Genomic DNA, 26,885 nt, shown 5'->3' on the forward strand with positions numbered 1-26,885 from the left:
GGGCGGTGAGCCGTCCGCCCGGCCGGGGGGAGCCCAGGGGTCCGGGGGCGCGGGCGCTAGAGCACCGGATCGGTCGCCTCGCGCTGGTGCGGGATCGCCATCGGCTTCGGAACCTCGCCCTGCTGCACCGTCACGGTCCGCTTGGGCGCGGGGACCGCGATGCCCTCGGCCCGGTAGCGCTGGTGCAGGCGCTTGATGAACTCGTGCTTGATCCGGTACTGGTCACTGAACTCACCCACCCCCAGAATCACCGTGAAGCCGATCCTGGAATCTCCGAACGTGTGGAAACGCACGGCCGGTTCGTGGTCGGGGACGGCGCCGGTGATCTCGGTCATCACGCTCTCGACGACCTCGGTCGTGACGCGCTCGACGTGCTCCAGGTCGCTGTCGTAGCCGACTCCCACCTGAACCATGATCGACAACTGCTGTTCCGGCTGGCTGAAGTTGGTCATGTTGGTGCCGGCGAGCTGTGCGTTCGGGATGATGACCAGGTTGTTCGACAGGTTGCGCACCACGGTGTTGCGCCAGTTGATGTCGACGACATAGCCCTCTTCGCCGCTGCTGAGGCGGATGTAGTCGCCGGGCTGCACCGTCTTCGCGGCGAGGATGTGCACGCCCGCGAACAGGTTGGCCAGCGTGTCCTGCAGCGCGAGAGCGACCGCCAGACCGCCCACGCCCAGCGCCGTGAGCAGCGGTGCGATGGAGACGCCGAGGGTCTGCAGTACGACGAGGAAACCCATCGCGAGCACCACGACGCGCGTGATGTTGACGAATATGGTGGCCGAACCGGCCACTCCCGACCTCGACTGCGCCACGGACTGCACCAGATTGGCGATCACCCTGGCCGCCGTGAGGGTACCGGCCAGGATGAGCAGGGCGGTCAGCGTCATGTTGACGTTGCGCCCGGTCGTGGGGGTCAGCGGAAGCGCCGCCGCGGCAGCCGCCGCGCCTGCCGCGATCGCCGCCCACGGGATCAAGGTCCGCAGGGCGTCGACGATGACGTCGTCCCCGCTCCACCGTGTCCTGCGGGCCCGTTCTCCCAGCCACCGCAGGGTCGCTCTCAGGAGCAGTCCTGCCGCGATGCCGACGGCCACCGCGATTCCGGCGACGATCACGTCGTGCAGTGTGAGGGCCCGGTACATCAGTGATTCTCTCCCGTGGTCTCCGAGGGATGCGCGCATCGTCATCCTGCCGCATGCGGCTTGTCGGGGCCCAGGTGCCCCCGCCTGGGATCTTCGTCGGCCCGTCGGTTCCTGACATGGGATCAGGACGCCCTGGGCGCAGGTGAGTGGGTGCGGTGCACGGCAGGTGCGACGGGTGCGACGGGTGCGACGGGGAGGCCCGCCCGTACCGGACCGTGTCCGTTACGGGCGGGTCTCCCCCGGCTCAGGCCGCCGTACGGGTACGGACCCTCGCCACCAGCCCCAGCACCAGATCCACCGCGAGGAACACCAGCAGGCTGATGCCGAGCAGCGGTACGAACCAGCCCGCGAGCGCGGTGAGCGCCGCCAGCGGCAGCAGGGCCGTGACCGGCACCTTGCGCCAGGCGCCGCGCGGCATCGGGCGGCCCGCGCTCAGCCTGCGCTCCTTCGTCGGCCTGCGCAGCCACCACATCCGGTAGCCCCAGACGGTCAGCATGATGAGGGCGAACGCGAGCGCTGCCAGGGCCAGTTGGTTGGCGAGTCCGAGGAAGACGCCGGTGTGGGCGTCGATGCCGAAGCGGGTGAGCTTGGCGAGCAGCGGGTAGTCGGCGAAGCGCAGTTCGTCGATGACCCTGCCGTCGGCGGGGTCGACGGCGACCGAGTCCAGGTGGACCGGGAACTGGGTGTCGGTCTCCTTGACGACGTAACCGCTGCCCTCCATCGGCAGGATCACCGAGAGCTTGCCCTCGATCCCGGCCTGGCGGGCGGCGGCGAGCGCGTTGTCGATGCCGATGTCCATGCCGGCCATGCCCTCGTGGGAGCCTCCGCCCCCGTGGCCGTCGCCGTGGCCCTCGTGTCCGTCGCCGCCGTCACCGGCGCCCTCGGTCAGCGCGGCGGAGACGACCGGGGTGGCGCCGCCGAGCTGGTCCTGTACGGCGCCGATGTTCTCGCCCGCGTACCGGGACCACGTGAGGCCGGTCGCCGAGAGGAGGACGAGTCCGAGCACCGCCCACATGCCGACGGTGCCGTGCCAGGACAGCGTCTTGCGCCGGCCCTTCGCCCCGCGTTCGGGGACGAGGAGGTCGCGCCTGGCCGTACGCCTGCGCCCGAGCCACAGCAGCAGGCCGCCGAGGGCGACCACCCACAGCCAGCTGGCGGCGAGTTCACTGTAGTGGCGGCCGAGGTCGCCGAGGTGCAGGTCGCGGTGGAGTTCGTCGAGCCAGGTGCGCAGCGGCAGGGCGCCGGAGCTGCCGTAACTGGCCAGTTCGCCCCGTACTTCCGCGGTGTACGGGTCGACGAAGACGGCCAGCGACTTGCCTTCCTCGACCTCGGGTGTCGTCATCAGCACCCTGGTCGTCGCGCCGTCCTCGGCGGAGGGCCAGACTGCGGTCACCGTGCCCTCGGGGTGGGCCTTGCGGGCGGCCGCGAGCTGGTCGCCGACGGGCAGGGAGCGGTCGCCGACCGGGACTTCGAGTTGATTGCTGTAGAGGAACTTCTCCGCCTGGAAGGAGAGGGCGTAGAGCAGTCCGCTGGTGGCGGCGACCAGCAGGAGCGGGGCTATCAGCAGCCCTGCGTAGAAGTGGATGCGCAGGACGAGGGGGCGCAGGGCGCTCCAGGTGGTGCCGCGTTCGCCGGCGGCGGCCGGCGTCGCCGGATCGGCTTCCGTTTCGTGCGCGGGCTGTACGGGGTCGTCAATGGCCATGACTGCCCTCGGAGTGTCGACTTGGTGACGTGGGTCACGGGGCATGGGAAGCGGCCCCCCTGGTCACGCGGTCGGACAGCGGTCGGACCGGTCAGACAGTGGGAAATGCGGGGGCCGTGGCGCGGGTCGTCAGGACCCGCGGCGGCCCGCGCCGCGACAGCGTGTGCGCAAGGACGACGCCGTGGCCGTGGCGGCGCGTGGTGCGGGGCCCCCGGGGACGTACCGGGTCCGGCAGTCCAGGGGCCCGTACGACGGCGAGCAGCAGGCGCAGCGGCGTGAAGGCCAGCGCGCCGACGGCGCGCGCGAGCCGGAAGAGGGCCGTCTCGCCGCGCGCCAGCCACAGGCCGCAGACGAGCGCTGCGGCCAGGTGGGCGGCGGTCATCGCCAGCGACGACGAACCCTGGGCATGGGTGGAGGCGGACGCGGCGGACGCGGCGGACGCCATGGTCTCGGGGTCCATGACGGGCTGGTGCGCGACGGGCATCCCGTGGTGGCCGGTGCCCGGCCCCTGCGCCGTACCGAAGATGAGGTGCAGTACTCCCTGTACGGCGAGGAGTCCGCCGCCGACGGCCAGTACCCCGTGCCTCCGGTGCCCCACGGTCCAGGCGAGGCCGCCCGTCACCGCGAAGGCCGCGAGCAGCGCCGAAACCGGAACTTCATGCCCGGACATGGACGAATGCCCCACTGCTGCCGCAATGACGCACACCGCCGCGAAAAGTGCGGCTCGCAGTGCGCGCAGGGGCGATCGGGCGTCCGTCATGGTCCGCACATGCTGCCATCCCGGCGGCCTTGGTGGTGGCAAGTGGTGGTGCTGTGCTGGGCCGGGGGCGGTGAGGGGCGCGTTTCACGTCTGCGAGCACGCGGATCCGTTGAGGGCGAAGGCGGCGGGGTGGCTGTTGGCGGCGCCGTTCCAGGTGCCGAGGAAGCCGAGACCGACAGAACCGCCGTTCGCCGGAATCTCGGACGCGTAGGAGGCCGGTACGACCGTGACGGCGGGCCCGCTCTGGGTGGGCGAACCGCCCCACATCTGGCTGATCGTCTGGCCGTTGGCGTACGACCATGCGAGCTTCCAGCCGCTGATGGCGGACGAGCCGGTGTTACGTACGGTCAGCTCGGCCTGGAATCCGCCGTCCCACTGATGGATCACGCGATAGGTGACCGCGCAGCCGGGGGTGGGGACGGGGTCGCCCGGGTCGCCGCCGTCGCCCGCGTAGACGGTCGCCTCCTTCGCTGTCGCCGCGATGCCGTTCGCGCCGTTGAAGATGCGCTTGCCCCAGGTGGTGAGGGCGGCGGGGTCGAAGCCGGTGGCCATGTCCAGGTACTCGACTCCGCCGCCGTTGCCGCTCCACGACCAGCCGAGGTAGCCCAGGCCGAGGGCTTGCGTGGTCGCGAGGATGGTGTCCTCGTCGGGGTTGCCGTCGGAATGGTCGTGCCCGAACTCGCCGACCACGATGGGCGGTCGGGCGGCGACGAAGTGGTTGAGGTAGGCGTTGATCTCGGCGGCGGTGTCGAAGACGCCGTACATGTGGATGGAGAAGACGGTGTTGCGCTCGGGGTCGGCGGCGAAGACGGCGGCGGCGTTGTCCCGCATGGTGTGCGACCAGTCCTGGCCCCAGTTGGGTGCGTCGGCCATCAGGGTGTGGCCGAATCCGGCGGCGCGCAGTTTCTGGATGGCGGCCTTGGTGTCGGCGGTCCAGCCGGTGGTGTTGGTGTTGCCGTACGGCTCGTTGCCGATGTTGACGACGACGTACTGCTCCTGGCCTTGCAGGGCGCTCTTGACGCTGATCCAGTAGTCGGCCGCGCGGGACAGGGAGACGGCGGCGCTCTGCTCGCCGTAACCGGTGGTGTCGTGGGCCTCCAGTACGCAGATGAGCCGGTTCTGCTTGCACTGGGCGACGACGGCGGCGACGTCGGCCGTGTCGTTCTTGGTCCACTGGTCCCCGGTGCTCAGCACCACGCGGACCGTGTTGGCGCCGAGGGCCTTGACGTCGGCGAGGGAGCTGGTCCTGTTCGGGTACCAGGCGTGGGCGTGGTTGACGCCACGCATGACGAAGTCGTTGCCGTTGGCTTCGAGGAGACGACCGCCGGCGCTGACGTGAAAGCCGGTGGCGGCGGCGGTGTCGGTTGTGTCGGTGGCATGCGCGGCCGGGGGCAGGGTGATCGCACCGAGGGTGGCGCAGAGGCAGAGGACCGCGGCCAAGGCGGCATTTCTTAACCGGGCGGCGGGGTTGCTGGGCGACACGGGGTGACCCTTCCCTAGATGGAGTCATGCTCATGACATCTCGCAAGGGAGTGATGGGAGCGCTCCCAATCTAAGACGGCGAGCGCGGCATGACCAGACTCACGCGCCCGAGAACTACAACCCGAACCAGCCTGCGGCATCCAGCCGCACACCCCCCACCGGCACCACGGCCCGCAGGTCCGACTCCAGCTCACCCACCCGCTCGGCTCCCAGCGCCTCCACCCACCGGGCACGCAGCCGGTCGAAGATCACGGCCGACCGCATGAGTACGTCGACTCCGCGCGGCGTAAGCCTCACCAGCTTGCGCCGACCGTCGTCGGGGTCGTCGACCCGTTCGACGTAACCGAGCCGCTCCAGCCGGTCGACGGTCTTGCCGGCGGCCTGCTTGGAGACTCCGAGCCGACGCCCCAGCTCGCCCGCGGTCGCGCCGTCGCGGCCGACCGCCTGGAGGGCGAAGCCGTGCGCGGGGCGGACGTCGGGATGGCCCTGTTCGGCCAGTTCGGCGTGCAACTCGTCGATGAGCGACCGGAATCCGGCGAACAGCAGCAGCGGAAGCTCGTACCCCTCAGCCATTGCGCCACTCGTCAACATGGTTTACCTTTTCGTCAATCACGTTGACGACCCTACCGGAGGAGACTCTTGACCGGGACCCTGCCCCAGACCCACTTCCCCGACCACACCGCCGAGACCGCCCCCGCCGCCTCCGCCCGCTCCATGGCGGCCACCACAAGCCGCCTGGGCTATCTGCCCGCGCCCGTCGCCCGCCTGGCGACCTCCCCGCACCTGCTCGACGGCTTCCTGAAGATCAGCGCGGTGTTCGAGTCGACGACCTTGGACCCACTCTCCCGCGAGGTACTGATCATGACGATCGCGACTCGCAACGGTTGTCACGTCTGCGTCGCGATGCACACGGCGAAGCTGACCGCCCTGGGAGCCGACGCCGGCCTGGTCAAGTCACTGCGCGCGCAGCCGCAGCAGCCCCTGAGCGACGAACGTCTGGAAGCTGTACGGCGGTTCACGCTGGAGGTCGTCGCGACCTCGGGCGCCGTCTGTGACGACACCCTCCGGACCTTCCTGGCTCACGGCTATACCCCGCAGAACGCGCTGGAAGTCGTCCTGGGCATCGGCGCCTACACGATGTCGACTCTGGCCAACCGGATGACCGGCGCTCCCCTGGACGACCGGCTCGCGCCGTTCGCGTGGGAGGAGTGACAGGCCGGTCCGGGAGGATGGCCTCATGAACATGACCGAGGAAGTCATTCCGATCCTGCACGTCAAAGACGCCGGCGCGGCGGTTGGCTGGTACGCCCGTCTCGGCTTCGGCACACAGTGGGAGCACCGCTTCGGGCCGGGCATGCCCGCCTTCGTGGAGGTGTCACGCGGCGCTGTGCGGCTGTTTCTTTCGGAACACCTGGGGGACGCGCGCCCCGGCACGCTGGTGTATCTGCGGGTGCGTGACGTGGACGCCGTCGCCGCGGAGTTCGGCGTAACGGCACAGGACCAGCCGTGGGCGCGGGAGGTCGAGTTGCGGGACCCCGACGGCAACCGCCTCCGGGTGGGTACGCCGGCGGAGGGCGGCTGAGGCAGGGGTCCCTGGTCGGCGCCGGGCTCATGTGGTGCCGTCGTCACCCCGTACGTCGGGTTCCGTCCCTGTTTGCGGATGGAGATAGCTACGAATTCGGATGGGGTTTGAACAGGGCGCGAACCGCGCCCGTATGGAACGGAGCGCTTCTCCACTGCCGGGACCCCCCTTAACTTCACCCGGCGACGAAGCAGAGGAGTTCCATGCGACGCGCATCTAGAAAACGTTCCACGCTGGCGAACCGGGCGATTGCCGCATCGGCCGCTCTGATCCTGGGCGGGGGTGGACTGCTCGCGGTAAATGTCTACGCATCCGCAGGTGAAGGCTGGTCCGGCCCGGACTCGGCTCAGTCCGGTCAGATTCAAAACGCCGGCCAGCAGATGTCGACCATCGACTGTCCAGAGGTGGCGAACGACCTGCCCAACGAAGTACCTGATTCGGCGCGCCAGGAAGTCGACCGCGAGCTCGCGAATATCGACTCCCAGATCACGGAGGCGTACAAGAGGTTCGCCGATTCCCAGCAGCAGATTTCCCAGGACCAGAACTTCGCGCAGAACGCCATTCTGGGACCGCTGAAGGACAAGCGGCTGGCTGCCATCAGCCGTATCGCCACCGCCATCGACCGTCAGGCGGAACGCCCCCAGGGGCTCGAAGGTCTCGCACCCTGCACGCTGCGCGCCGACGACAACGGAGGGGCCGGCGGGGACGGGCAGGGCGACGGAGACCAAAACGGCGGTGACCAGGGCGGTAACCAAGGTGGTGACCAAGGCGGTGACCAAGGCGACGGCCAGAACAACGGCAACGGCGGGCAGGCCGGCAACGGCCCCAACGCCGCCGACTTCGTCGACATCCAGTCCGTCCAGCCGAACGTCCAGCAGCCGCAGCAGCAGCGCGGCGCCTCCCGCGGCGTATTCACCACCGATTGCGGCCGGAACGAGAACGGAAAGTTCAACCCGGACAATGTCATCGTCGCCCCGGGTGTGAGCAACGGCGCGCACCATATGCACGATTACGTCGGCAACCAGGCCAATGACGCCTTCGCGAGCGACGACGACCTGGCCCGCGGTCAGACCACCTGCCGGAACCAGGGCGACAGGTCGACGTACTACTGGCCCGTCCTGCGCCTGCAGAACGGCCAGAACGAGAACGACGCCAATGCCGACGGCGGCGGCAAGGACAGCAACGTGGGAGAAATCCAGACTCCCACCGAGGTCTCGCTGAAATTCGTCGGAAGCCCCGTCAGCAAGGTCACCGCGATGCCGCGCTTCCTGCGGATCATCACCGGTGACGCCAAGGCATTCACCAATGGTGACGCCAATGCCAACGCGTCCTGGAGCTGCACCGGATTCGAGGACCGCCAGCTCAAGGACAAATACCCGATCTGCCCGCAAGGCAGCCAGGTCGTCCGTACGTTCAACTTCCAGAGCTGCTGGGACGGACAGAACACCGACAGCGCCAATCACCGCACGCATGTTGCGTTCGCGGACGAGAACGGCGCGTGCCCGAACGGATTCCGGGCCATCCCGCAGCTGGTGCAGCGGATCGTGTACGACGTCCCGCCGGGCCCCGGGTTCGCGGTCGACTCCTTCCCCGAGCAGCTCCACAAGCCGGGCACCGACCACGGGGACTTCATCAACGTCTTCAACAGCCGGCTGATGAAGAAGGTGGTGTCCTGCGTGAACGAAGGACGCCAGTGCACCTGATCCCCGTCCAGGGCCTTTCCGACCCTGACCCGCCGGACAGGCCCTAGGGCGGCCGCCCCACCGGCCGCCCTCTCAGCCTGCGCGGTCAGCTCCCGTGGTGACCGGAGTGCTTCTCCTCGTTTCCCCCACCGCCACTGTCCCCAGAGTGGTGAGAGGAAGTCTCCACCGTCCCGCCGAGCCGGCCGCGCAGTGCTGTCACCACCTTCTGGTCGCCCACCGCGACCCACTTCCTGCCGACCAGGTACGCCCCGCCGTAGTCCTTGGCCTCGTTGATCCACTCGCGCTGTCCGCGGTCGGTCGCGAAGGTGGCCAGCACGTAGCGGCCGTCGCCGGTCTCGCAGTTCGCCTGACGCAGCTCCGTCGCGTCCGTCTGGATGTTCGGCTCGCATGCGACCTTCTCCGCGAGCTGCTCCAGGCTGCCCCGCGCCGCCTCCGGCACCGGCTTCTCCTCGTCGTCTCCCGAGCCGCAGCCCGTGGCGAGCAGGGCGAGAACGGCTATGGCTGAGGCGACATTTGCTGTCCGTGATGTACGTCGGCGTTGGTTGCGCATCCGCCCATCGTGCCCCGTTGGGCCACACGGGGGGTATTCAACAGTGGATATTTTCTACGTGTTACTGCACTCGCGCGTGTAGACGGGTGTGGTCTGGTCGGTTTTGTCCGCTGGGGCGGTTGATTGTTCGGGGTGGGAACGGGTGACCTTTTCCGGTGTGGTTCGTTGACCAGTCCGGGATGAGGGGCTGTGGATCTCGGGGAGGGGGTGGTTGCGGTGCGTGGCGGTGGGGAGCGGTCGGCTTCGGGTCTGCGGGTTGCGGCCCGGCCGTTCGTCGCGCACGGCCCCACCGGTGTCGCCGTGCGCGACCGGCTCAAGGACCTCACCGGCGAGGATGAGAAGGTTCTGCGGCTGGTGGGCGCGCACATGGGCACGCTGGCGTCGCGGGACCTCGCGGTGCGCTGCGCTGATGGTCTGGAGCATTCTGCCGAGTCGTGGGCGGCGCGGAAGCGTGGGGTGACGTCCGTGTCGTCGTCGCGGTGGGCGGGTGCGGTGACGAAGGCGTCGCACGATCAGTGGGCGTTGGCCCGGCGCTGCCAGGCCGCGCACGTCCAGGGACTTGAGGCGGGAATCAGGATGCTTCGCCACCGCCTCTCCCTGCCGGTCGGTGAGCGCGGCTCGAAGAAGGCGCCGGCCGGGCGGTTACCGTTCCCGGCGGGAGTGGCATGCCAAGTCCCGGCGCCTGGCCGCCCTGGAGGCCCGGCACACTGCCGCTGTGACGGACTGGCGGACGGGCCGCGTACGGGCGGGTCCGGGGCGGCAAGCACCTGCTGAACACCCGCCACCACCTCGCCGAAGCCGGGCTCACAAAGACCCAGTGGCGGGAGCGCTGGGAGGCGGAACGCTGGTTCCTCGCTGCGGACGGGGAGTCGGGGAAGCGGTACGGCAACGAGACCATCCGCGTCAGCCCCGACGGAGAGCTGTCGATCAAGCTGCCTGTGCCGCTGGCCGGGCTGGCGAACGCCCCGCACGGCCGGTACGTCCTTGCCGCACGGGTGCGGTTCGCCCACCGGGGCACCGAATGGGCTGATCGCATCGAGGGAAACCGGGCGGTCGCGTACCGCATCCACTACGACACCCAGCGCGGACGCTGGTACCTGACCGCCTCGTGGCAGATCCCGCCCGCGCCCCGGTCCCGATGGAGGCGGCGGTCGCGCACGGGGTGATCGGTGTCGATAGCAATGCAGACCATCTCGCCGCCTGGCGACTCGATGTCCACGGCAACCCGACCGGCAACCCGCGCCGCTTCTTCTACGACCTGTCCGGCACCGCCAAGCACCGTGACGCGCAGGTCCGCCACGCCCTGTCCCGGCTGCTGAACTGGGCGAGGTCCTGCGGTGTGGTTGCGATCGCCGTCGAGGACCTCGACTTCACGGCGGAGAAGACCCGGGAGAAGCACGGCCGCAAGCGTCGCTTCCGGCAGTTGATCTCCGGAATACCGACCGGCAAGCTCCGGGCCCGCCTCACCTCCATGGCCGACGCCACCGGCATCGCGATCATCGCTGTTGACCCGGCGTACACCTCGAAGTGGGGCGCGCAGCACTGGCAGAAACCCCTCAGCAGCACAACACGTAAAACCACTCGCCATGACGCTGCCGCCGTGGCGATCGGAAGGCGCGCCCAAGGGCACCCGATCCGGCGACGGACGGCACCGCCCCGCGACGACCAGAGCGATCGTCGCGGGCATCGGACCGTCCAGGCCGACCGGAATGCTCTTGGGCGTGAGGAACCCCGCCCCCGCATCCCCGGACCACGCACACGATGCGTGCCGCCCGGACGCGGAGCGAACGCGGGAGACCAGTGTGCCCAAAACCGTTCGGGGCACACGGCTGAGCATGCGTTCTGGCAACAGGACTCACTCCCGCTCAGTCTTTAGGAACGGTGGATACGAACACATCGCGCGCCCCATTGCTGCGCCCCCGCGCCGTCATTAACGTGCGCTCGGTACGCCCCTGTCGTCCCCTCTCGTCACACGAGGAGCGCCCGATGCCCCCCGACCGTCTGTCGCGACGTACGCTGCTGGGCACCGCCGGAGCCATCGGCGTCGGAGCCGCGGTCGGCGGGCACGCCCCAGGGCACACCACAGCCATGGCCGCACAGCGAACCCGCCCCGCCACCGACGCCACTGCCCCCGCCCGCGCCGCCCTGGAACGGCTGCTGCCCGACCACGCCGCCCAGTTCCACCTCACCTCCCTCAAGAGCGGCGGCGGCACCGACCGTTTCAGGGTCGAAGGCATCACCGGCCGCATCGAGGTCGCCGGCACGAGCCCCGCCGCCGCGCTCACCGGCGTCCACTGGTACCTGAAGTACGTCTGCGGGGCGCACATCTCCTGGTCGGGCACCCAGCTCGACCTCCCCCGGCGACTGCCCGCGCCCCGCGCACCCCTGGAACACTCGGCCACCGTCGCGCACCGCTTCGCGCTCAACGACACCCACGACGGCTACACCGCGCCGTACGCCGACTGGCCGCGCTGGGAGCGGATGATCGACGTACTGGCCCTGCACGGCTGCAACGAGGTGCTGGTGACGACCGGCCAGGAAGCCGTCTACCACCGCCTCCTCAAGGACTTCGGCTACTCCGACACCGAGGCCCGGACCTGGCTGCCCGCGCCCTCCCACCAGCCGTGGTGGCTCCTGCAGAACATGAGCGCGTACGGCGGACCGCTCTCCCCGGAACTCATCGCGAAACGCGCCGCCCTCGGCCGGCGCATCACCGACCGGATGCGCGAGCTCGGTATGGCCCCGGTCCTCCCCGGTTACTTCGGCACCGTCCCCGACGGCTTCGCCGCCCGCAACCCCGGCGCCCGCACCGTCCCGCAGGGTGACTGGGCGGGCCTGCGGCGCCCCGACTGGCTCGACCCGCGCACCACCGCCTTCCGCAAGGTCGCCGCCGCCTTCTACCACCACCAGCACGAACTCTTCGGCCCGGTCCGCCACTTCAAGATGGACCTCCTCCACGAGGGCGGCTCGGCGGGCGACGTGCCCGTCCCCGCGGCCGCCCGGGCAGTCGAGACGGCCCTGCGGACCTCCCGCCCCGGCGCCACCTGGGTGATCCTCGGCTGGCAGGCGAACCCCCGCCGCGACCTGCTCGACGCGCTCGACAAGAACCACCTCCTGGTCGTCGACGGCCTGTCCGACCTGGACACCGTCACCGACCGCGAGAAGGACTGGGGCGGCGCCCCGTACGCCTTCGGGACCATCCCCAACTTCGGCGGCCGTACGACGATCGGCGCCAAGACGCACCTGTGGACGGAGCGTTTCACCACGTGGCGCGACCGTCCGGGGTCCGCTCTCGTCGGCACCGCGTACATGCCGGAGGCCGCCGAGCGCGACCCGGCGGCGCTGGAGCTGTTATCGGAGCTGGCGTGGCGACGCGAGGCGGTGGACCGCGAGAAGTGGTTCGAGGGGTACGCCGATCTGCGCTACGGCGGCCGGGACGCGGACGCCCGCGCCGCGTTCGCCGCGCTGCGCGAGACGGCGTACCGCATCACCAGCCGCGACGGCCGCCCGCACGACTCGGTGTTCGCCTCCCGCCCGAGCCTGTCCGCCGCGTCGGGAACGCACTACGCGACACACACGCCCGCCTTCGACCCGGCGGACTTCGACAAGGCCTTCGGCGCGCTCCTCGCCGTACGGGAACCACTGCGCCGCTCGGACGCGTACCGCTACGACCTGACCGACCTGGGCCGCCAGGCGCTCGCCAACCGCTCCTGGCAGCTGCTGCCGCAGCTCAAGGCCGCGTACGGGCGCGGGGACCTGCCGACCTTCCGTGCCCTGTCCGCCCTCTGGCTCAAGCTGATGCGGCTGAGTGAGGAGATGGCGGGGGCGCACCGGGCGTTCCTGCTGGGCCCGTGGATCGAGGACGCGAAGCGCATGGCGTCCTCCCCCGCCGAGTCGGAGGAGCTGGAGCGCACGGCGCGCGTCCTGGTCACGACGTGGGCGGGCCGGCCGACGGCGGACGGCGGCCGCCTCGCCAACTACGCCAACCGCGACTGGCAGGGCCTCATCGGCGACTTCCACCTTCCGCAGTGGCAGGCGTACCTGGAGGAGCTGGAGGACGCGCTGGCGGCGGACCGCGCGCCGAAGTCCTTCGACTGGTACGCGGTCGAGGAGCCGTGGACGCGTGAGCGGACGGCCTATCCCCTGCGCCCGCCGAACGACGCGTACCGCACGGCCCGGCGCGTCCACGACGTGCTGGCCCGCGCGCCCTACCAGGGGACGGTCACGGTCACCGCCGCCCCCGCCGCTGTCCCGCCCGGCGGTTCGGCGCTGGTCACGGCCGCCTTCCGCAATGCGAACGGCCTGCGGGCGACCGGCCGCGTCGACTTCGCACTCACGGGTCTCGACGCGGAGCCCGAGGGGCCGGTGTCGCTGGCATCGGTCCCGGCGGCGGGCTCGGGGAGCGTGTCCTGGCGCGCGAAGGCGCCGGCCGGGCCGCTCACCGTCCCGCTGAAGCCGATGCCGTACGAACTGAGCACGACGTACGGCCCGGAGGGCGAGGCCCGCGTCACCACGGTCCAGCAGGGCAGCCTGTACGTCGCCGGGCCGCCGGCCGAGGGCTGGCGGACGTACACGAACAATGGCGCGGTCTTCGGGCAGCTGGAGGACAAGGACCGGGGCCCGGCCCTGGCCCGGTACGCGATCAACGGCGGCGGCCAGGACCTGTGGAAGGCCACAGCGGAGTTCGGCACGCTGTACCGGGAGGGAGCACTGCGGGACGGAGGCCGCGTCACTGTGCGGGTGGACGCGCAGGAGGTGACGGGGGCGTGGGCGCGTGCCGGTATCGCGGTGCGCAACAGCATGGCGGCGCCGGGTTCGCCCGGCTTCGTCAACCTCGCGGTGACTCCGGCGAATGGTGTGGCGCTGTCGTATGACACGAACGGCGACGGCACCGTGGACACCTACCAGCGCGTCACCGGGGTGAGGACACCGGTGCTGCTGCGGCTTTCGCGGGCGGACGGCTCGTACACGGGGGCGTGCTCGACGGACGGCGGGGCGACGTGGCGAACGGTGGGGAGGGCGGCCGTGCCGGGAGCCGCCGACGTCCAGGACGCGGGGATGTTCATGAGCGCGGCGCACGGGGGGAGCGGGGATCGGGGGACGGTCGAGTTCAGTGGGTGGGGTACGTCCTGACGCGGGGCGCCGGGGGACGGGTCGGCGGGGGTGGGTCGGCTAGCGTTTTGGTGACGTGGAGTGGTCCGAAACGAACGACCCAGGAGCCCGCACCCCCATGACCCAGATCCCCGCCACCACAGTCGCGAACCTCCGCGACCTCGGCGGCACCCCGCTCCCCCACGGCCGTTCCGTCCGCCCGGGGCTCGTCCTTCGCTCGGGGCAGCTCGACCGGATGGACCCCGCGTCCGATCCCGCCGTCCGCGCGCTCAACCTCCGTACGGTCGTCGACTTCCGCTCCGTCGCCGAGCGCACCGACCACCCCGACCGCGTCCCCGGCGGCGCCCGGCTGATCGTCGCCGACGTACTGGCCGACCAGCTCGCCACCCGCTCCGCCCCGGCCGCCGCCGCCCAGATCAAGCACCTCCTCTCGAACCCCGCACTCGCCGAGCAGCACGTCGGCGGCGGGCGCGCGCAAAAGCTGTTCGCCGAGACCTACCGCGGCTTTGTCACGACCGCCTCGGCCCGCGCCGCCTACCGCACCTTCCTCACCGAACTCGGCGCGCCCGACGCGGGCCCCCTGCTGTTCCACTGCACGGCGGGCAAGGACCGGACCGGCTGGGCGGCGACCTTGGTCCTGTCCCTCCTCGGCGCGGACGACGAGACGATCGAGCGCGAGTACCTGTCGGTCAACCCGGCCGTACGACAGGCCTTCGCGCCCCTTGTCGAGGGGTTCATCGCGGCGGGCGGCGACCCTGAGACCGCCCTCGCGGTGATCGGTGTCGTGCCCGAGTATCTGGCGGCGGCACTCGACGAGGTGCACGCGCGCCACGGCTCGGTCGAGACGTACGTACGCGAAGGGCTCGGCGTGTCCGGCGAGAGCGTCGAGCGCATCCGCGAGCGTCTGATCGGGGAGTAAGCCGCGTGAGCACGCGGGGGGGCACCGCGTGAGGTGACCATCCGACCATTCGCTCGTTTTGCTGAACGTGCGCCCACAGGATGTTGTCAACAGCCGCCCTGTCCCCGACCCCATCGACGTCGAGCAGGCCGAGGCCGCGCTCGTCGAACACTATCCGCGGCTCGTGCGGCTGGCGTACCTGGTGCTGCCGCCGCGTCTCGGCCGCAACCGCCGCGTCCTGACCGCCCATTCGCTCGTTCAGCGCTCGCTCCCGCCCAGCCGCACCCCGGGCGTCGCCGCCGACCTCCCGCTGCCGCGCCGCCCCGGGGGCGCCTCGGCCGATCCGGGCTACGCGTACGTGCGGCAGCGGGTGCTGCGCCAGGCCCTGGAGGCCGGGCTGCCGCTGCGCCGCAAGGCCTGGCCGAAGCGGGCGCAGCTGCCGCCGCTGCTGCCGCAGGTGTGGGGGCTGCGGCTGTTCCCGCGCTCCGGCGGGGCCGACGAACTCGCCCTGGACCAGCGGCTTTCGGTGCTCAGCGGCCCCGGCCGGGCGGCGTACGTACTGCGCGGCCTGGAGCGTATGCAGGACGCGGAGGTGGTGCGGGCGCTCACCGCCGCCGGGGCCGCCGACCCGCAGGCGGCGCTCACGGAGGCGGACGGGGTCGAGTCGCCGGGCGGCGCGAGCGCGGCGGCGTTGCTGGCGTCCGGGGAGTTCGACCCGTGCTCTCTCCAGGCGAGGCCGACCGACCTGATGCGGCGCAGGCAGCACGCGAAGGCCGCGCTCGCCGCTGTGGCCGCCGCGGCGGTGTGCGGGGCGCTGCTCGGGCTGCCGGGCGAGGGGTGGGGGCCCGATGGCGCGGCCGCGCCGGCGTATGCCCGTAACCCGGCGTCCGAGCGCGCGCTCGACCCGTCGAAGACGGTCCGGGTCGCCGCCGGGGTGTGGAAGCGGTCCTCCCGTACCGACTTCTCCGTCTGGCCGGCCCGCGGCAACCTCACCGACGACAACGCCCTGCTGCGCCGCGCCCTCGCCGTCTGGGCCAGGCCGGGCCCCTCCGTGCAGACGTCCGCGACCCCCGCCACTCCGGTGGGACCCCCGATGGGCCCGCCGCAGCTGCTCTTCGCGGGCGACGTCGACCAGGCGCGGGTGGTGCTGCTGTACGACGGCCTGCGCGTCGTCCGGTACGCCGAGCCGCGTGACGGCACGGCGGGCGCGGCGCTCGACTTCGCGCGTGTGGACGGCGCGGACGCGGCGGCGGCGAACGCGCTGGTGGTGGGCCGTACCGACGGCAACGTCCGCTACCTGACGGCTCCTTGGGTACGGACGGCGTCCGTACGGGATCTGCTCGATCCCACCGGGGTCCCGGCTCCACTGAAGCGCACCCGGCACGGTGTGACGGACCCGCTCGTGAGCCCCGCGCAGGCACGCGACTGCCGCGCGTGGGACACCCTCGAACTGCGCGACGACGCGGGGCCGCGCCTGATGACCGACCTCGGCGAGCTGGCCCCCGCCCGGCTGACGTCGGGCCCGCCGTCGGCGCCGCGCGATGTGAGCGGCGAGGAGGAGCGAGGGCGCTGGGCCCGTACGGCGTGCCTGCTGCCCGCGGTGCGGTCGAACGGTGTGCGCAGCGTCAATTCGTGGGCGTACGCCCAGCAGCCCCTCCCCGAGGGCAACGGCACCGCCACCTGGCTCTGCACCCGCGCGGAGACGTGGCGCGGCACGGGCAGCAGGGTGCTCGCACAGTTCCAGGCGCCGTCCCCGAAGAAGGGGACACCGGGCGCGATCGCGGCGCGCGCCGAGCACTCGCCGGCGTGCGGGGCGCGGGATCCACGGGTGCTGGCGGGCGTGCTGTGGAAGTCGCGGGGCGGGAACTGGTACGTACTCGCGGCGGGAAGCGGGCAGTTCACGTCGGTCACCACATCGGGCGGTGTGCAGGGCACGGCGCGCGGCAATCTGCTGGCGGTACGGGCGAAGGCGGGCGCGCAGGCGGACCTGGAAGGGCGGGTGGAGAGCGGGGCGCGGGTGGGGGTGCTGCGGTAGGCGGGTCCTGGCCGGGTTCCCTGCGGGGTGCCTTTTCCCCGCCCCTTGCCGAACCGGGGCGGGCTGGGTTCGCCGCTCAGCGGACACATCCCCGCTCACCGGCACCATCCAGCCCCTCCGGCGTTTGAGGAGCGGGGTCCGGGGCAGCGCCCCGGCAACACCCCCGGCCCCATCAGCCCGTCCGCCGATTGAGGACCGGGGCCTGGGGTGGAGCCGGAAAAAACCGGCGCACGACCCTGTTGCCAAGGTCTTACTCGTCAGTACATTGACGCCATGTCTAATACGCAGCAGGGGCCCGAACCGGCCGCGATCGCGTCCGAGCGGACGCCGCTCAAGGCCCGCAAGGTCTCCTTCGAGTGGGACGGCACACCCCTCCACTGGGTCCCGGGCGACCCGTTCACCACGCACACCATCAACGTGCTGCACCTGCTGCTCCCGGCGGGCGAGCGCTGGTTCGTGCACGTCTACAAGCAGGTGCTGCCGTACATCCATGACGACCGCCTGCGCGAGGACGTCATCGGATTCATCGGCCAGGAGGCCATGCACTCCCAGGCCCACGACGACGTACTGCCGCACCTGAAGAAGCTCGGGCTCGACCCGACGCCGTACACCGCGCAGGTCGACTGGCTCTTCGAGAAGCTCCTCGGCGACCGCACCCTGCCGCCGGGCAAGGCCCGCAGGTGGTGGCTGATGGAGCGGGTCGCCATCATCGCCGCCATCGAGCACTACACCGCCTTCCTCGGCGACTGGGTGCTCAACGCCGACGAACTCGACCGGCGCGGCGCCGACCCCACGATGCTCGATCTGCTGCGCTGGCACGGCGCCGAGGAGGTCGAGCACCGCTCCGTCGCCTTCGAACTGTTCATGCACGTCGACGGCAGCTACCGGCGACGGGTGCGGACCTGGGCGACCGCCTTCACCGCGCTGGTCTTCCTCTGGCAGCGCGGTTCGCGGTTCTTCATGGAGAACGACCCGACCCTCCTCGAAGGCAGGGCCACCTTCAAGGACCTCGTACGCAGCGGGCGGCAGGGCGTACTGCCCGCGACCGGGGACATCATCCGCTCCGTCCCCCGCTATCTCAGCCGTACGTACCACCCCTCGCAGGAGGCCAGCACCGCCCAGGCCGTGGCCTACCTCGCGAACTCACCGGCCGCCACCGGCCGGACGACCGCCACCACCGGAGGTTCCTGACATGCCCCGCGCACGCACGATCGTCCTCGCCGCCGGCGTCGCCCTGCTGGCGCGGCGGGCCATGCGCCGCCGCATCTCACGCTCCCCGCTGTGGCCGATGCCCGCCCTGGAGAACCCCGTCTCCGGCACCCGCGCCTCCCGGGCCCCCTCCTCCCTCCGCCTCCTCGTCACCGGCCGCACCACGCCGGCCGACGGTGTCGTCGAACTGCACCTGGAGGCACTCGACACGGCCGACCTCCCCGCCTGGACCCCCGGCGCGCACGTCGACCTGGTCCTGCCCTCCGGCCTGATACGCCAGTACTCGCTGTGCGGCGACCCGGCCGACCGGAGTACGTACACCGTCGCCACCCGCCTCATCGAGGACGGCAGGGGCGGCTCGCGCGAGGTGCACGAACAGCTCCACGAGGGCGCGGAGGTGGAGGTCCGGGGCCCCCGCAACCGCTTCCCGCTCACCGAGGCGCCCTCCTACCTCTTCGTCGCGGGCGGCATCGGCATCACGCCCGTACTCCCGATGCTGCGCGCCGCCGAGGCCGCCGGGGCCGACTGGAAGCTCCTGTACGGCGGGCGCAGCCGCGCCTCGATGCCGTACATCGAGGAGATCGAGAAGCTGGCCGCGCCGGAGCGGGTGACGATCGTCGCCGAGGACGAGTCCGGCCTCCCCGACGTGGCGGCCGCCCTCGCGGACGCGGCCGAGGACACGGCCGTGTACTGCTGCGGCCCCGATCCCCTGATGGCCGCCGTCACCGAGGCCCTCCCCGCCGGCCGCACCCTCCACCTGGAGCGCTTCACGCCGGGCGCCCCCTCCGGCGCCGCCGGTGCCTTCGAGGTCGAACTCCGGCGCACCGGCCGCACCGTGACCGTCCCGGCCGACGGCACCGTCCTGGCGGCCGTCCGCCCCGAGGTTCCGGGCGTCTCGTACTCCTGCGAGCAGGGCTTCTGCGGTACGTGTCAACAGCGTGTCCTGGAGGGCGAGATCGACCACCGCGACGAGCTGCTGACGGACTCGGAGCGCGACGACTCCATGCTGATCTGCGTGTCGCGGGCGTACGGAGACCGCCTGGTCCTGGATCTCTGACCGGCACCGGCGGTTACGCTGCTCGTATGACGACCGGGGTGCGCCGAAGAATGGGCGTCGAGGAACGCAGGCAGCAGCTGATCAGTGTCGCGCTGGAGCTGTTCAGCCACCGCTCGCCCGAAGACGTGTCGATCGACGAGATCGCGGCGGCCGCCGGCATCTCCCGGCCGCTCGTCTATCACTACTTCCCCGGCAAGCAGAGCCTGTACGAGGCCGCGCTGCGGCGTGCGGCCGACGAGCTGGCCGGGCGGTTCGTCGAGCCGCGCGAAGGGCCGTTGGGTGCGCGGCTGCTGCGCGTGATGGGCCGCTTCTTCGACTTCGTCGACGACCACGGGCCGGGCTTCTCCGCACTGATGCGGGGCGGGCCGGCGGTCGGTTCGTCGACGGCGAACGCCATGATCGACGAGGTGCGCCAGGCGGCGTACGAGCAGATACTGGCGCACCTCGGGATCACCGATCCCCCGGCGAGGCTGGCGCTGGTCGTACGGTCGTGGGTGTCGCTCGCCGAGTCGACCGCGCTGATCTGGCTGGACGGGCGGAAGATCCCGCGCGCCGAGCTGGAGCTGCAACTGGTGCACGACTTCGCGGCGCTGGCGGCGGTGAGCGCGGCGTACGACGAGGAGATGGCGCGGATCCTGCTGGACATCCTCGCGCTGGAGCCGGCCGACGGGCTGTTCGCGGAACTCGTCGTACGGCTGGGCGCGCTGGCTCCCGCTCCGGAGACCGTGCCCGGTCAGCGTTCGCCGTCGCCCTGGCCGTAGTGGACGGTGACCTCCTTGAAGCCGAGTGAGCGCAGCAGGCCCTGGAGCATGCTGGTGGTGTTCGTCTCGGCGCGTACGGTCAGCTCGCTCTCCTCGGCGGCCTCGCCGATGTGACGGGCGGCGAGGCGGTTGACGGCGCGCTCGTCGGCCGGGTTGTCGGAGAACAGGTCCCCGAGCCGGTCGAGCAGCCCGCGCTCCTTGGACACGGCGTACGAACGGTCCGCGTCCAGGGCCGGCTTGCCGAGCCGCGCGTGCGGCAGGCGCAGGGTGGCGGCGGTGCGGTCCTCGTTCACGGTGACCTGCCCCTCCCCGACCTTGCCCAGGTCGACGTACGCGCCGACGGTGCCGGCGCCGACGTACAGCGTGCGGGTGCCGCGGATCGCGTCGGGGAGGAACTTGGCGTCCTTCTCCAGGTCGACGACGACCTGGAAGTTGCCGCTCGCGGCCTCGTAACGGCTCATGTCCTGGATGGACTTCAGGAGCGCGGGGCCGGACCGGTCGTGGGTCTCCTCGCCGAAGACATCGTCGAGGCCGGGCAGGACACTCAGCCGGCTGCCGACGAGCACGAGCGCCACCAGCACCGCGAGCACGCCCGTCACCTTGGCCCACCCGGGGAGGCGGGTGCGGCGCGGGGATGTGCCGGGCCGGCGCTGGTCGGGGCCGGAATCGGGGTCCGTGAGAGTCATACGGTACGGATTCCCCCGTACCCCTTGGTCACTCAGCGTTTGCGGTACGACGCTTCGAGGTCGCGTACTTCGGCGGAGAGGTGCGCCTGCATCCCGTCGACCGGCTTGACGTACCCGGCGACGAGGTCGAGGACGGCGGCCGTGAGTTCCGCCTTCACCTCCGGTGAGCGGCCCGGCAGCAGGGCGATGCCGATGTGGACCACGGCGTGGCCGGTGGTGGCATCGGCCACCACCGTCTCGTCGGCGCGACGGAACCGCGTCTTGCAGGCGGCGAGTTCGGTGTCGACGAGCTCGACGACCAGCGGGTGGAGGGCGAGCGCGAAGCCGCGGCGGTCGAAGGCACCCGCCAACTGCTCGGCGTAGTCGACGGTGATCTGCGGCATGAGCACACTCCAGGTCCGGGCGGGGTTCAGGTCGGGGGCGGTCCCGGTCACCCTTACGGTGATCCGCATGACGACGCAAGTGGACTTCCGTCTTGGCTGATGCGGGGCGGGGCCCCGAGAATCAGTCTCGGGGCCCCGCCATGGTGGTGCTGTGCCGTGTGTCAGTGGCCTCTTCGGGGGCTACCGCTGAGTGAACACGGCGACCGTGCGGGCCGGGACCGTGAAGGTGGCCGTGGTCGGGTCGTACGTGGACTTCCTGACCGTCTCGTCGGCGCCGGACGCCTGGACCGGGTGCAAGGCGTACGGCGTGTCCGCCGGGCCGGTGAGCCGCTGCTGCTGCTCGGACGGGGTCGCGTTGAAGATCACGACCAGGTCGCCCGCTCGCATGGTGATCACGCCGGGTGTCTCCTCCTTGCCCGAGAGGGGGAAGGAGACCGCCTTCTGGACCTGGTCCGCCGACGCGAGGCTGAAGGTCTTCTCCGTCGTACGGATCTTCAGCAAGTCCTCGTACGCCGCCGACGCGCCCTCGATGTTCCGGCAGTCCGGTGTCAGCGAGGGGGTCGTCAGCAGCGGCTTGGCGTACGGCCACTTGGGCTTGTTGTCGGCTGCGGGCGGCAGGCCCCGGCCGAAGCCGTTGCCGTCACGGCAGTCCCAGTGGATCGCGTTGAACCAGTCACCGCTGTCATAGGAGTTGCGGTCGAGGGACTTGGAGCGGAGGAGGTCCGTTCCCGACTGGGACAGCGCCGGGCCCTGCGAGAGCGCCGCCGTCGCCATCGCCAGTACCTGCATGCGTGAGCGGTCGGCGGCGGACGTCTCGCGCGGCAGCTTGAAGGCGAGGGCGTCGTAGAGGGTTTCGTTGTCGTGGGCGTCGGCGTAGGCCAGGGCTTCGCCGGGGGCGGAGGCGTATCCGGCCGGTGCGCCGTTGTAGTCGACCTCGGAGCCCTTGACCGTACGGCCGGCTGTGTCGGTGAAGGTGTACGCCGCCAGGTTGCCCGTCAGGCCCACCTTGATCAGGTCCTGGTAGTGGAGGAGACGGGCCTTCTGCTCGGCCGGGGTGCCGTTCGCGGCCGAGGAGTTGGGGTCGGTGTAGAGGCCCGAGGCGAAGCCCTGCACGCCCGGGTCGTCGTCGAAGGGACCGCCGCCGCGCACCGCGTCGCGCGCGCGGTCGGAGAAGGTCGCGATGCCCGTGCCGGCCATGTTCTTCTGGGTGGCCTGTTCGAAGCGGGCGTCGTCGGCGATCTCGCCGAAGTTCCAGCCTTCGCCGTACAGGATGATCTTCTTGCCGTCCACGCCGTCGCGGGCGAGGGTCAGCTCGTCGAGGGCCTTGCGGACGGCCAGGATGTTCGCCTTCGGGTGGTGGCCCATGAGGTCGAAGCGGAAGCCGTCGACCTTGTAGTCACGTGCCCAGGTGACGAGGGAGTCCACGACGAGTTTGCCCATCATGGTGTTCTCGGGTGCCGTGTTCGCGCAGCAGGTGGACGTGGCCACGCTGCCGTCGGCCAGCAGGCGCTGGTAGTAGCCGGGGACGATCTTGTCGAGTACCGACTTGTCCGCCTGGCCGGACGCGACCGTGTGGTTGTAGACGACGTCCATGACCGTGCGCAGGCCGGAGTTGTTCAGTCCCTGGACCATCCGGCGGAACTCCACCGTGCGACGGGTGCCGTCGGGGTCACTGGCGTACGAGCCCTCGGGGACGGTGTAGTGCAGCGGGTCGTAGCCCCAGTTGTACGCGTCCTTCGCCGCCGCCTTCGCCACGCACGCCTGCTGCTCGTCGGAGTCGGGCGCGTACACGGACAGGTCGCAGGCCGGGCGCTGCTGATCGGCCTTCTTCTCGGGGATGGTGCCGATGTCGAAGACGGGGAGGAGGTGGACGTAGGAGGTGCCCGCCTTGGCCAGTTTGCCCAGGTGCTTCATGCCCTTCGAGTCGCGGTCGGTGAAGGCCAGGTACTCCCCCGGGTGCTTCGCGGTGCGGTCGGCGATGGAGAAGTCCCTGACGTGCAGCTCCTGGATCTGCGCGTCACGCAGCGGGGTCGCGGCCGGCTTCTTGAGCGTCGACCAGCCCTTGGGGGCCAGCTCGGGATCGGTGAGGTCGACGACGAGGCTGCGGGCCGAGTCGGCGGTGAGCGCGGTCGAGTAGGGGTCGGTGACCTTGTTGGTGACGACCTTCTGGACGCTGGGCGCCCAGACCTTCACGACGTACCGGTACGGCTTGCCCGTCCAGCTCTTGGTGCCGGTGACGGACCAGACGCCGCTGCGGTCGTCGCGCCGCATCGGGACCGTCCTGCCGTCGAGTTCGACGGCTACGTGCTGGGCGGTCGGAGCCCAGAGGGAGAGGGCCGGGCGGCCCTTGTGGAAGACGGGGCCGAGTGCTGCCTTTGTGGCGGCCGGGCTGTACGTGTCGTCGAGTACGCCCGGCAGTTGCACGCCGGTAGCGGCGAGCAGGGCGCCGTTGGCGGCCCGCTGGGTGGCGATGATCTGGCCGCGCAGCGACTCGCGGACGCGGTCCCGGTCGCGCGGGTCGACGGTGAACGCCGGGTAGTCCTTGAGGTGCGGGTACTTCGCCTTCTGCGCGTCGGTGAGGGCGGAGGAGGAAAGCCGCAGCCAGCGGCCCTCGTCGGAGAGCGCCCCGTCGACGACGGAGATGCCGCCGCCCCGGGCGTACACGAGCTGCTGGCTGGTGGCCTCGGTGGACTTGACCTTCCAGACGACCGTGTCCTTGTCGATCCACTGCGCCTCGGCCTTGGTGAGGTCGAGCGAGGCGGCTCCGGCGGTCTGCGGCAGCAGGTACTTCGGCTGCCCGGCCAGCATCCACACCTCATGGCCGTAGGTGGCGAGGTCGAGGGACTGGTCGCTGGGGAGGTCCTTCTCGTCGCCCTTGTGGAGGATGTAGGAGAGGGAGGTGGCGCCTGTGGCGAGCGGGACCTCGAAGGTCACGCCGTATGCGGTCTTCTTCACCGGGAGCAGTGGCTTGGACCAGTCGGTGGGGTCCTTGGCCCCTGTCCAGGTGTGCAGACCCCAGCCGTCGTAGTCGCCGTCGGCGCGCTGGTAGTGGAGTACGGCCTTGGTCTTGTCCTGGGGTGGGTAGGCGCCGTCGGGGGCCTTCGTGGCCTGGCTGTCCTTGCCCTGCTCGATCCAGACCTCGCCGGTACGGCCGAGGTCCATGGTGCGCTGCGGACCGTCCGCCGTGCCGTTCTTCTCGACGGTGTAGGGGAGGGACGAGGCGCCCTGGGCGAGCTTGATCCACGCGAAGGCGCCGTAGGCGTCGCGTCCCGTGAAGGGGGCTGATCTGTCGCCGGACTTGAGCTGGTATCCGTCGTAGTCGCCGTCGGTGCGCTTGTAGTGGACGACGGCGTAGTCGCGCTCGACCGCCGTCGGCTTGCCGGGGGCGGGGCTCTGGCCGGCTGTCGTCGCGGCGAGGGCGCTCGCGGTGCGTCCGGCGCTGTCGACTACGACCGCCTTGTAGCGGAGGGGGGTTCCGGCCGCTACGTCGCGGCCCAGGTACTGGGTGACCTTGTACGGGGCGTGGTCGGCGGAGCCGAGTGTGCGCCACTTGCCGTTGCCGGTCCGGGCGGCGAACACGACGCGGTTCAGCTGCCCGCCGTCGACGTCCGCGCTGATCTCGACGGTGCCGGTGGCTCCGGCCGCGGGAGCCTTGAGGGTGACGGCCGGCTTGGCCGCCGGGGCGGGGAGGGGCTCGGCCGCGCGGAGCACGACGGACGACAGCGCGGGCACGGTGACGGTGAGCTTCCGGCCGGCGTCGCTGCGTACCGCGTCAGTAGCGCCGTACACGGGACGGAAGTCGGCGCCGGCCGTGGCGACCGTCAGGTCGACGGTCTTCGGCCCGGCGCTGTTGTTGGTGGCGACGACGTACTCGGTGGCGCGCTTGGCGTCCGTACGGGAGAAGGCGTAGACCGGGCCCTCCGCGTGCAGCTCCTGCTGTACGCCGTCACGGAGGGCGGGGTGGGCCTTCGTCAGCTTCGAGAGCCCGGCGATTGACTGGTATACGGGGTGCGTGGTGTCGTACGCGTCGGAGGCGTGCGTACGGTCCGTGCCGAGCTGGTCGTCGTCCAGGTAATCGGCGGTCTTCGACGCGAAGAGGGTCTGGCGGGCGTCCTTGTCGCCGCCCGCGCCCGTGAAGCCCTGCTCGTCGCCGTAGTAGACGACGGGGTTGCCGCGCGAGAGGAACATCAGCTCGTTGGCCAGACGTGCGCGCTTGAGCAACTCGGCGTCGTCGGCCTTCGGGTTGTCCTGCTTCAGGAAGGCCCCGATGCGGCCCATGTCGTGGTTTCCGGTGAAGGAGACCTGCTCGTAGGCGTTGGCCTTGTCCGTGGTGTAGCGGTAGTCCTCACCGAAGACCTTGGCGAGCTTCCCGGCCGGCGCGCCCTGGGAGGCGTACGAGCGCGTCGCGTCCTGGAGCGGGAAGTCGAGGGTCGAGTCGAGGCGGCCGCGCGTCACGTAGGGGGAAGTGACCTCGGTGTCGGCGGAGTAGACCTCGCCGAACATGAAGAAGTCGTCGCGGCCCTGCTTCTTCGCGTACGCGTCGAGGGCGGTCGCCCACTGGGTCCAGAAGTCCAGGTCGACGTGCTTGACCGTGTCGATACGGAAGCCGTCGATGTCGAAGTCGCGGACCCACTTCTGGTAGATCTCCGCCATGCCGTCGACGACCTCGGGACGCTCGGTCCACAGGTCGTCGAGCCCGGCGAAGTCGCCGTACTCGGAGCTTTCGCCGGCGAAGGTCGAGTCGCCCCGGTTGTGGTACATCGTGGGGTCGTTGAGCCAGGACGGGACCTTCTTGTCCGCCCCGGCCGTGGACTGCTGCTTCGGCGTGTACGGGAAGGAATCGGCGTCGACGTCACGCCTGGCCACGCCCTCGCGGTCGTCGAAGGGGCGGCCGGACCTGTCGAGGTAGGGGTACGCGCCCTTGGGGCGGTAGCCGTACTTCTTCTCGGCGTAGTCGACGGTGTCGGCGGTGTGGTTGGTGATGACGTCGAAGAAGACCTTCATGCCCTTGTCGTGGGCCTTGTCGATCAGCTTCTCCAGGTCGGCGTTGGTGCCGAAGTGGGGGTCGACCTGGGTGAAGTCGGTGATCCAGTAACCGTGATAGCCGGCGGAGGCGTCCTTGCCGGTGCCCTGCACGGGCCGGTTCTTGAAGATCGGCGCCATCCAGATGGAGGTCGTGCCGAGGTTCTTGATGTAGTCGAGCTTCTGGGTGAGGCCCTTGAGGTCGCCGCCCTGGTAGAAGCCCTTATCGGTGGGGTCGTAGCCCGTTTCGAGGCGTGAGCCGGTGAGTCCGCCGCGGTCATTGGCCGTGTCGCCGTTCGCGAACCGGTCGGGCAGTACGAAGTAGAACTGCTCGCGGGTCAGGTCGTGCCGGGCGGGTGCGGCGGCGAGGGCCTTGTCGGAGGGTGGGGCGGGTGGTTTCGCCGCGGCGGCGGGCGGCGCGGGTATCAGCGCCGCGAAGAGGGCGACCGCGAGGGCTGCGCCGGCTCTGCTGGACATTGACGTGCTCTCCTTTGTCGGAAGTTCCGTGGGTGCGGGGCGCGGTGTCGGGGGCGGGGGGCGCGGGTGCGGTGGGCGGGTCCGCTGCGCGGGGCCTTCCCCACCCCGCCCCTTCCCGAACTGGGGCTCCGCCCCAGACCCCGCTCCTCAAACGCCGGAGGGGCTGGACGGTGCAGCAGCGCAATCCAGCCCGTCCGGCGTTTGAGGACACGCCCGAAGGGCGTCCGGGGGCCTGGGGGCTTGCCCCCAGTTCGGGAAGGGGCGGGGTGGGGAACTGCGCCGCAGGCAACCCGCGCCCGGCCCCGCTCGCCCGCACCCACCCCC

18 protein-coding genes and 1 pseudogene are annotated in these 26,885 nt (G+C 71.0%); 10 read left to right on the forward strand and 9 right to left on the reverse strand.

The genetic code is table 11. The features are described 5' to 3' along the window. Positions 1-56: 56 nt before the first annotated feature. The 5 genes from J7E91_RS05135 to J7E91_RS05155 all read right to left on the reverse strand — a co-directional run bounded on the left by J7E91_RS05135 (position 57) and on the right by J7E91_RS05155 (position 5,659). The gene (locus tag J7E91_RS05135; RefSeq protein WP_214899483.1) at positions 57-1,142 is read right to left on the reverse strand and encodes a mechanosensitive ion channel family protein; all 1,086 of its coding nucleotides are present in this window, start codon (positions 1,140-1,142) and stop codon (positions 57-59) included. Positions 1,143-1,386: 244 nt separating this feature from the next. Continuing rightward, entirely contained in the window at positions 1,387-2,844 is a 1,458-nt protein-coding gene (locus J7E91_RS05140; protein WP_214899484.1) for a PepSY domain-containing protein, read from the reverse strand. 91 nt (positions 2,845-2,935) lie between these two features. Continuing rightward, on the reverse strand, positions 2,936-3,514 hold the full coding sequence (locus tag J7E91_RS05145) for a hypothetical protein (protein ID WP_214899485.1): 579 nt from the start codon (positions 3,512-3,514) through the stop codon (positions 2,936-2,938). A 174-nt stretch (positions 3,515-3,688) separates the two neighbouring features. Beyond that, positions 3,689-5,086 carry a cellulase family glycosylhydrolase gene (locus J7E91_RS05150; protein ID WP_214899486.1) on the reverse strand — a complete coding sequence of 466 codons (1,398 nt, stop codon included), beginning with the start codon at positions 5,084-5,086 and terminating at the stop codon, positions 3,689-3,691. 114 nt (positions 5,087-5,200) lie between these two features. Beyond that, positions 5,201-5,659 carry a MarR family winged helix-turn-helix transcriptional regulator gene (locus J7E91_RS05155; protein ID WP_251015213.1) on the reverse strand — a complete coding sequence of 153 codons (459 nt, stop codon included), beginning with the start codon at positions 5,657-5,659 and terminating at the stop codon, positions 5,201-5,203. Positions 5,660-5,737: 78 nt separating this feature from the next. Between J7E91_RS05155 and J7E91_RS05160 the strand changes: the two genes are divergently transcribed. The 3 genes from J7E91_RS05160 (at position 5,738) to J7E91_RS05170 (ending at position 8,371) form a co-directional block, all read left to right on the forward strand. Beyond that, positions 5,738-6,298 (forward strand): carboxymuconolactone decarboxylase family protein, encoded by a 561-nt coding sequence (locus tag J7E91_RS05160; protein ID WP_251015220.1) that lies wholly within the window; start codon positions 5,738-5,740, stop codon positions 6,296-6,298. A gap of 31 nt (positions 6,299-6,329) precedes the next feature. Then, the gene (locus tag J7E91_RS05165; RefSeq protein WP_214899512.1) at positions 6,330-6,668 is read left to right on the forward strand and encodes a glyoxalase superfamily protein; all 339 of its coding nucleotides are present in this window, start codon (positions 6,330-6,332) and stop codon (positions 6,666-6,668) included. Between the two features lie 203 nt (positions 6,669-6,871). Next, on the forward strand, positions 6,872-8,371 hold the full coding sequence (locus J7E91_RS05170) for a DUF1996 domain-containing protein (RefSeq protein ID WP_214899490.1): 1,500 nt from the start codon (positions 6,872-6,874) through the stop codon (positions 8,369-8,371). An 85-nt stretch (positions 8,372-8,456) separates the two neighbouring features. Here the strand turns inward: J7E91_RS05170 and J7E91_RS05175 are convergent, their stop codons facing one another. Next, positions 8,457-8,921: a hypothetical protein gene (locus J7E91_RS05175; protein ID WP_214899492.1), complete on the reverse strand. Its 465-nt coding sequence runs from the start codon at positions 8,919-8,921 to the stop codon at positions 8,457-8,459. Positions 8,922-9,137: 216 nt separating this feature from the next. Between J7E91_RS05175 and J7E91_RS05180 the strand changes: the two are divergent. The 7 genes and pseudogenes from J7E91_RS05180 (at position 9,138) to J7E91_RS05210 (ending at position 19,993) form a co-directional block, all read left to right on the forward strand. Further along, a pseudogene (locus tag J7E91_RS05180) lies at positions 9,138-10,797 on the forward strand (IS200/IS605 family accessory protein TnpB-related protein). Between the two features lie 110 nt (positions 10,798-10,907). Then, positions 10,908-14,054 (forward strand): alpha-N-acetylglucosaminidase, encoded by a 3,147-nt coding sequence (locus J7E91_RS05185; RefSeq protein WP_214899494.1) that lies wholly within the window; start codon positions 10,908-10,910, stop codon positions 14,052-14,054. A 97-nt stretch (positions 14,055-14,151) separates the two neighbouring features. Beyond that, positions 14,152-14,952, forward strand: coding sequence for a tyrosine-protein phosphatase (locus J7E91_RS05190; protein ID WP_214899497.1), 801 nt, complete (start codon positions 14,152-14,154; stop codon positions 14,950-14,952). Positions 14,953-15,019: 67 nt separating this feature from the next. Beyond that, a complete protein-coding gene (locus tag J7E91_RS05195) occupies positions 15,020-16,966 on the forward strand; it encodes a hypothetical protein (RefSeq protein WP_374224627.1) in 1,947 nt (648 codons plus the stop codon). Between the two features lie 273 nt (positions 16,967-17,239). Then, the gene (locus J7E91_RS05200) at positions 17,240-18,157 is read left to right on the forward strand and encodes a metal-dependent hydrolase (RefSeq protein ID WP_214899501.1); all 918 of its coding nucleotides are present in this window, start codon (positions 17,240-17,242) and stop codon (positions 18,155-18,157) included. A 1-nt stretch (position 18,158) separates the two neighbouring features. Next, a complete protein-coding gene (locus J7E91_RS05205) occupies positions 18,159-19,232 on the forward strand; it encodes a PDR/VanB family oxidoreductase (protein ID WP_214899503.1) in 1,074 nt (357 codons plus the stop codon). Between the two features lie 26 nt (positions 19,233-19,258). After that, positions 19,259-19,993, forward strand: coding sequence for a TetR/AcrR family transcriptional regulator (locus tag J7E91_RS05210; protein WP_214899505.1), 735 nt, complete (start codon positions 19,259-19,261; stop codon positions 19,991-19,993). On the opposite strand, the gene J7E91_RS05215 is transcribed toward J7E91_RS05210, so the two are convergent. The 3 genes from J7E91_RS05215 to pulA form a co-directional block, all read right to left on the reverse strand. Continuing rightward, positions 19,966-20,679, reverse strand: coding sequence for a DUF4230 domain-containing protein (locus J7E91_RS05215; protein WP_214899507.1), 714 nt, complete (start codon positions 20,677-20,679; stop codon positions 19,966-19,968). The two genes, J7E91_RS05210 and J7E91_RS05215, sit on opposite strands and share 28 nt — an antisense overlap. A gap of 32 nt (positions 20,680-20,711) precedes the next feature. Then, positions 20,712-21,062 carry a 5-carboxymethyl-2-hydroxymuconate Delta-isomerase gene (locus J7E91_RS05220; RefSeq protein WP_214899515.1) on the reverse strand — a complete coding sequence of 117 codons (351 nt, stop codon included), beginning with the start codon at positions 21,060-21,062 and terminating at the stop codon, positions 20,712-20,714. A 180-nt stretch (positions 21,063-21,242) separates the two neighbouring features. Beyond that, on the reverse strand, positions 21,243-26,561 hold the full coding sequence (gene pulA, locus J7E91_RS05225) for a pullulanase-type alpha-1,6-glucosidase (protein WP_214899508.1): 5,319 nt from the start codon (positions 26,559-26,561) through the stop codon (positions 21,243-21,245). Positions 26,562-26,885: the final 324 nt, after the last annotated feature.

Source organism: Streptomyces sp. ISL-99, assembly GCF_018614005.1.
GTDB classification, from domain to species: domain Bacteria; phylum Actinomycetota; class Actinomycetes; order Streptomycetales; family Streptomycetaceae; genus Streptomyces; species Streptomyces flavidovirens.

Bases quoted from the DNA above. Each gene is read 5' to 3' on its own strand.
- J7E91_RS05135 (WP_214899483.1), bottom strand. From the start codon at position 1,142: ATGTACCGGGCCCTCACACTGCACGACGTGATCGTCGCCGGAATCGCG.
- J7E91_RS05140 (WP_214899484.1), bottom strand. From the start codon at position 2,844: ATGGCCATTGACGACCCCGTACAGCCCGCGCACGAAACGGAAGCCGAT.
- J7E91_RS05145 (WP_214899485.1), bottom strand. From the start codon at position 3,514: ATGTCCGGGCATGAAGTTCCGGTTTCGGCGCTGCTCGCGGCCTTCGCG.
- J7E91_RS05155 (WP_251015213.1), bottom strand. From the start codon at position 5,659: ATGGCTGAGGGGTACGAGCTTCCGCTGCTGCTGTTCGCCGGATTCCGG.
- J7E91_RS05165 (WP_214899512.1), top strand. From the start codon at position 6,330: ATGACCGAGGAAGTCATTCCGATCCTGCACGTCAAAGACGCCGGCGCG.
- J7E91_RS05170 (WP_214899490.1), top strand. From the start codon at position 6,872: ATGCGACGCGCATCTAGAAAACGTTCCACGCTGGCGAACCGGGCGATT.
- J7E91_RS05175 (WP_214899492.1), bottom strand. From the start codon at position 8,921: ATGCGCAACCAACGCCGACGTACATCACGGACAGCAAATGTCGCCTCA.
- J7E91_RS05185 (WP_214899494.1), top strand. From the start codon at position 10,908: ATGCCCCCCGACCGTCTGTCGCGACGTACGCTGCTGGGCACCGCCGGA.
- J7E91_RS05190 (WP_214899497.1), top strand. From the start codon at position 14,152: ATGACCCAGATCCCCGCCACCACAGTCGCGAACCTCCGCGACCTCGGC.
- J7E91_RS05200 (WP_214899501.1), top strand. From the start codon at position 17,240: ATGTCTAATACGCAGCAGGGGCCCGAACCGGCCGCGATCGCGTCCGAG.
- J7E91_RS05205 (WP_214899503.1), top strand. From the start codon at position 18,159: ATGCCCCGCGCACGCACGATCGTCCTCGCCGCCGGCGTCGCCCTGCTG.
- J7E91_RS05210 (WP_214899505.1), top strand. From the start codon at position 19,259: ATGACGACCGGGGTGCGCCGAAGAATGGGCGTCGAGGAACGCAGGCAG.
- J7E91_RS05215 (WP_214899507.1), bottom strand. From the start codon at position 20,679: ATGACTCTCACGGACCCCGATTCCGGCCCCGACCAGCGCCGGCCCGGC.
- J7E91_RS05220 (WP_214899515.1), bottom strand. From the start codon at position 21,062: ATGCCGCAGATCACCGTCGACTACGCCGAGCAGTTGGCGGGTGCCTTC.
- pulA (WP_214899508.1), bottom strand. From the start codon at position 26,561: ATGTCCAGCAGAGCCGGCGCAGCCCTCGCGGTCGCCCTCTTCGCGGCG.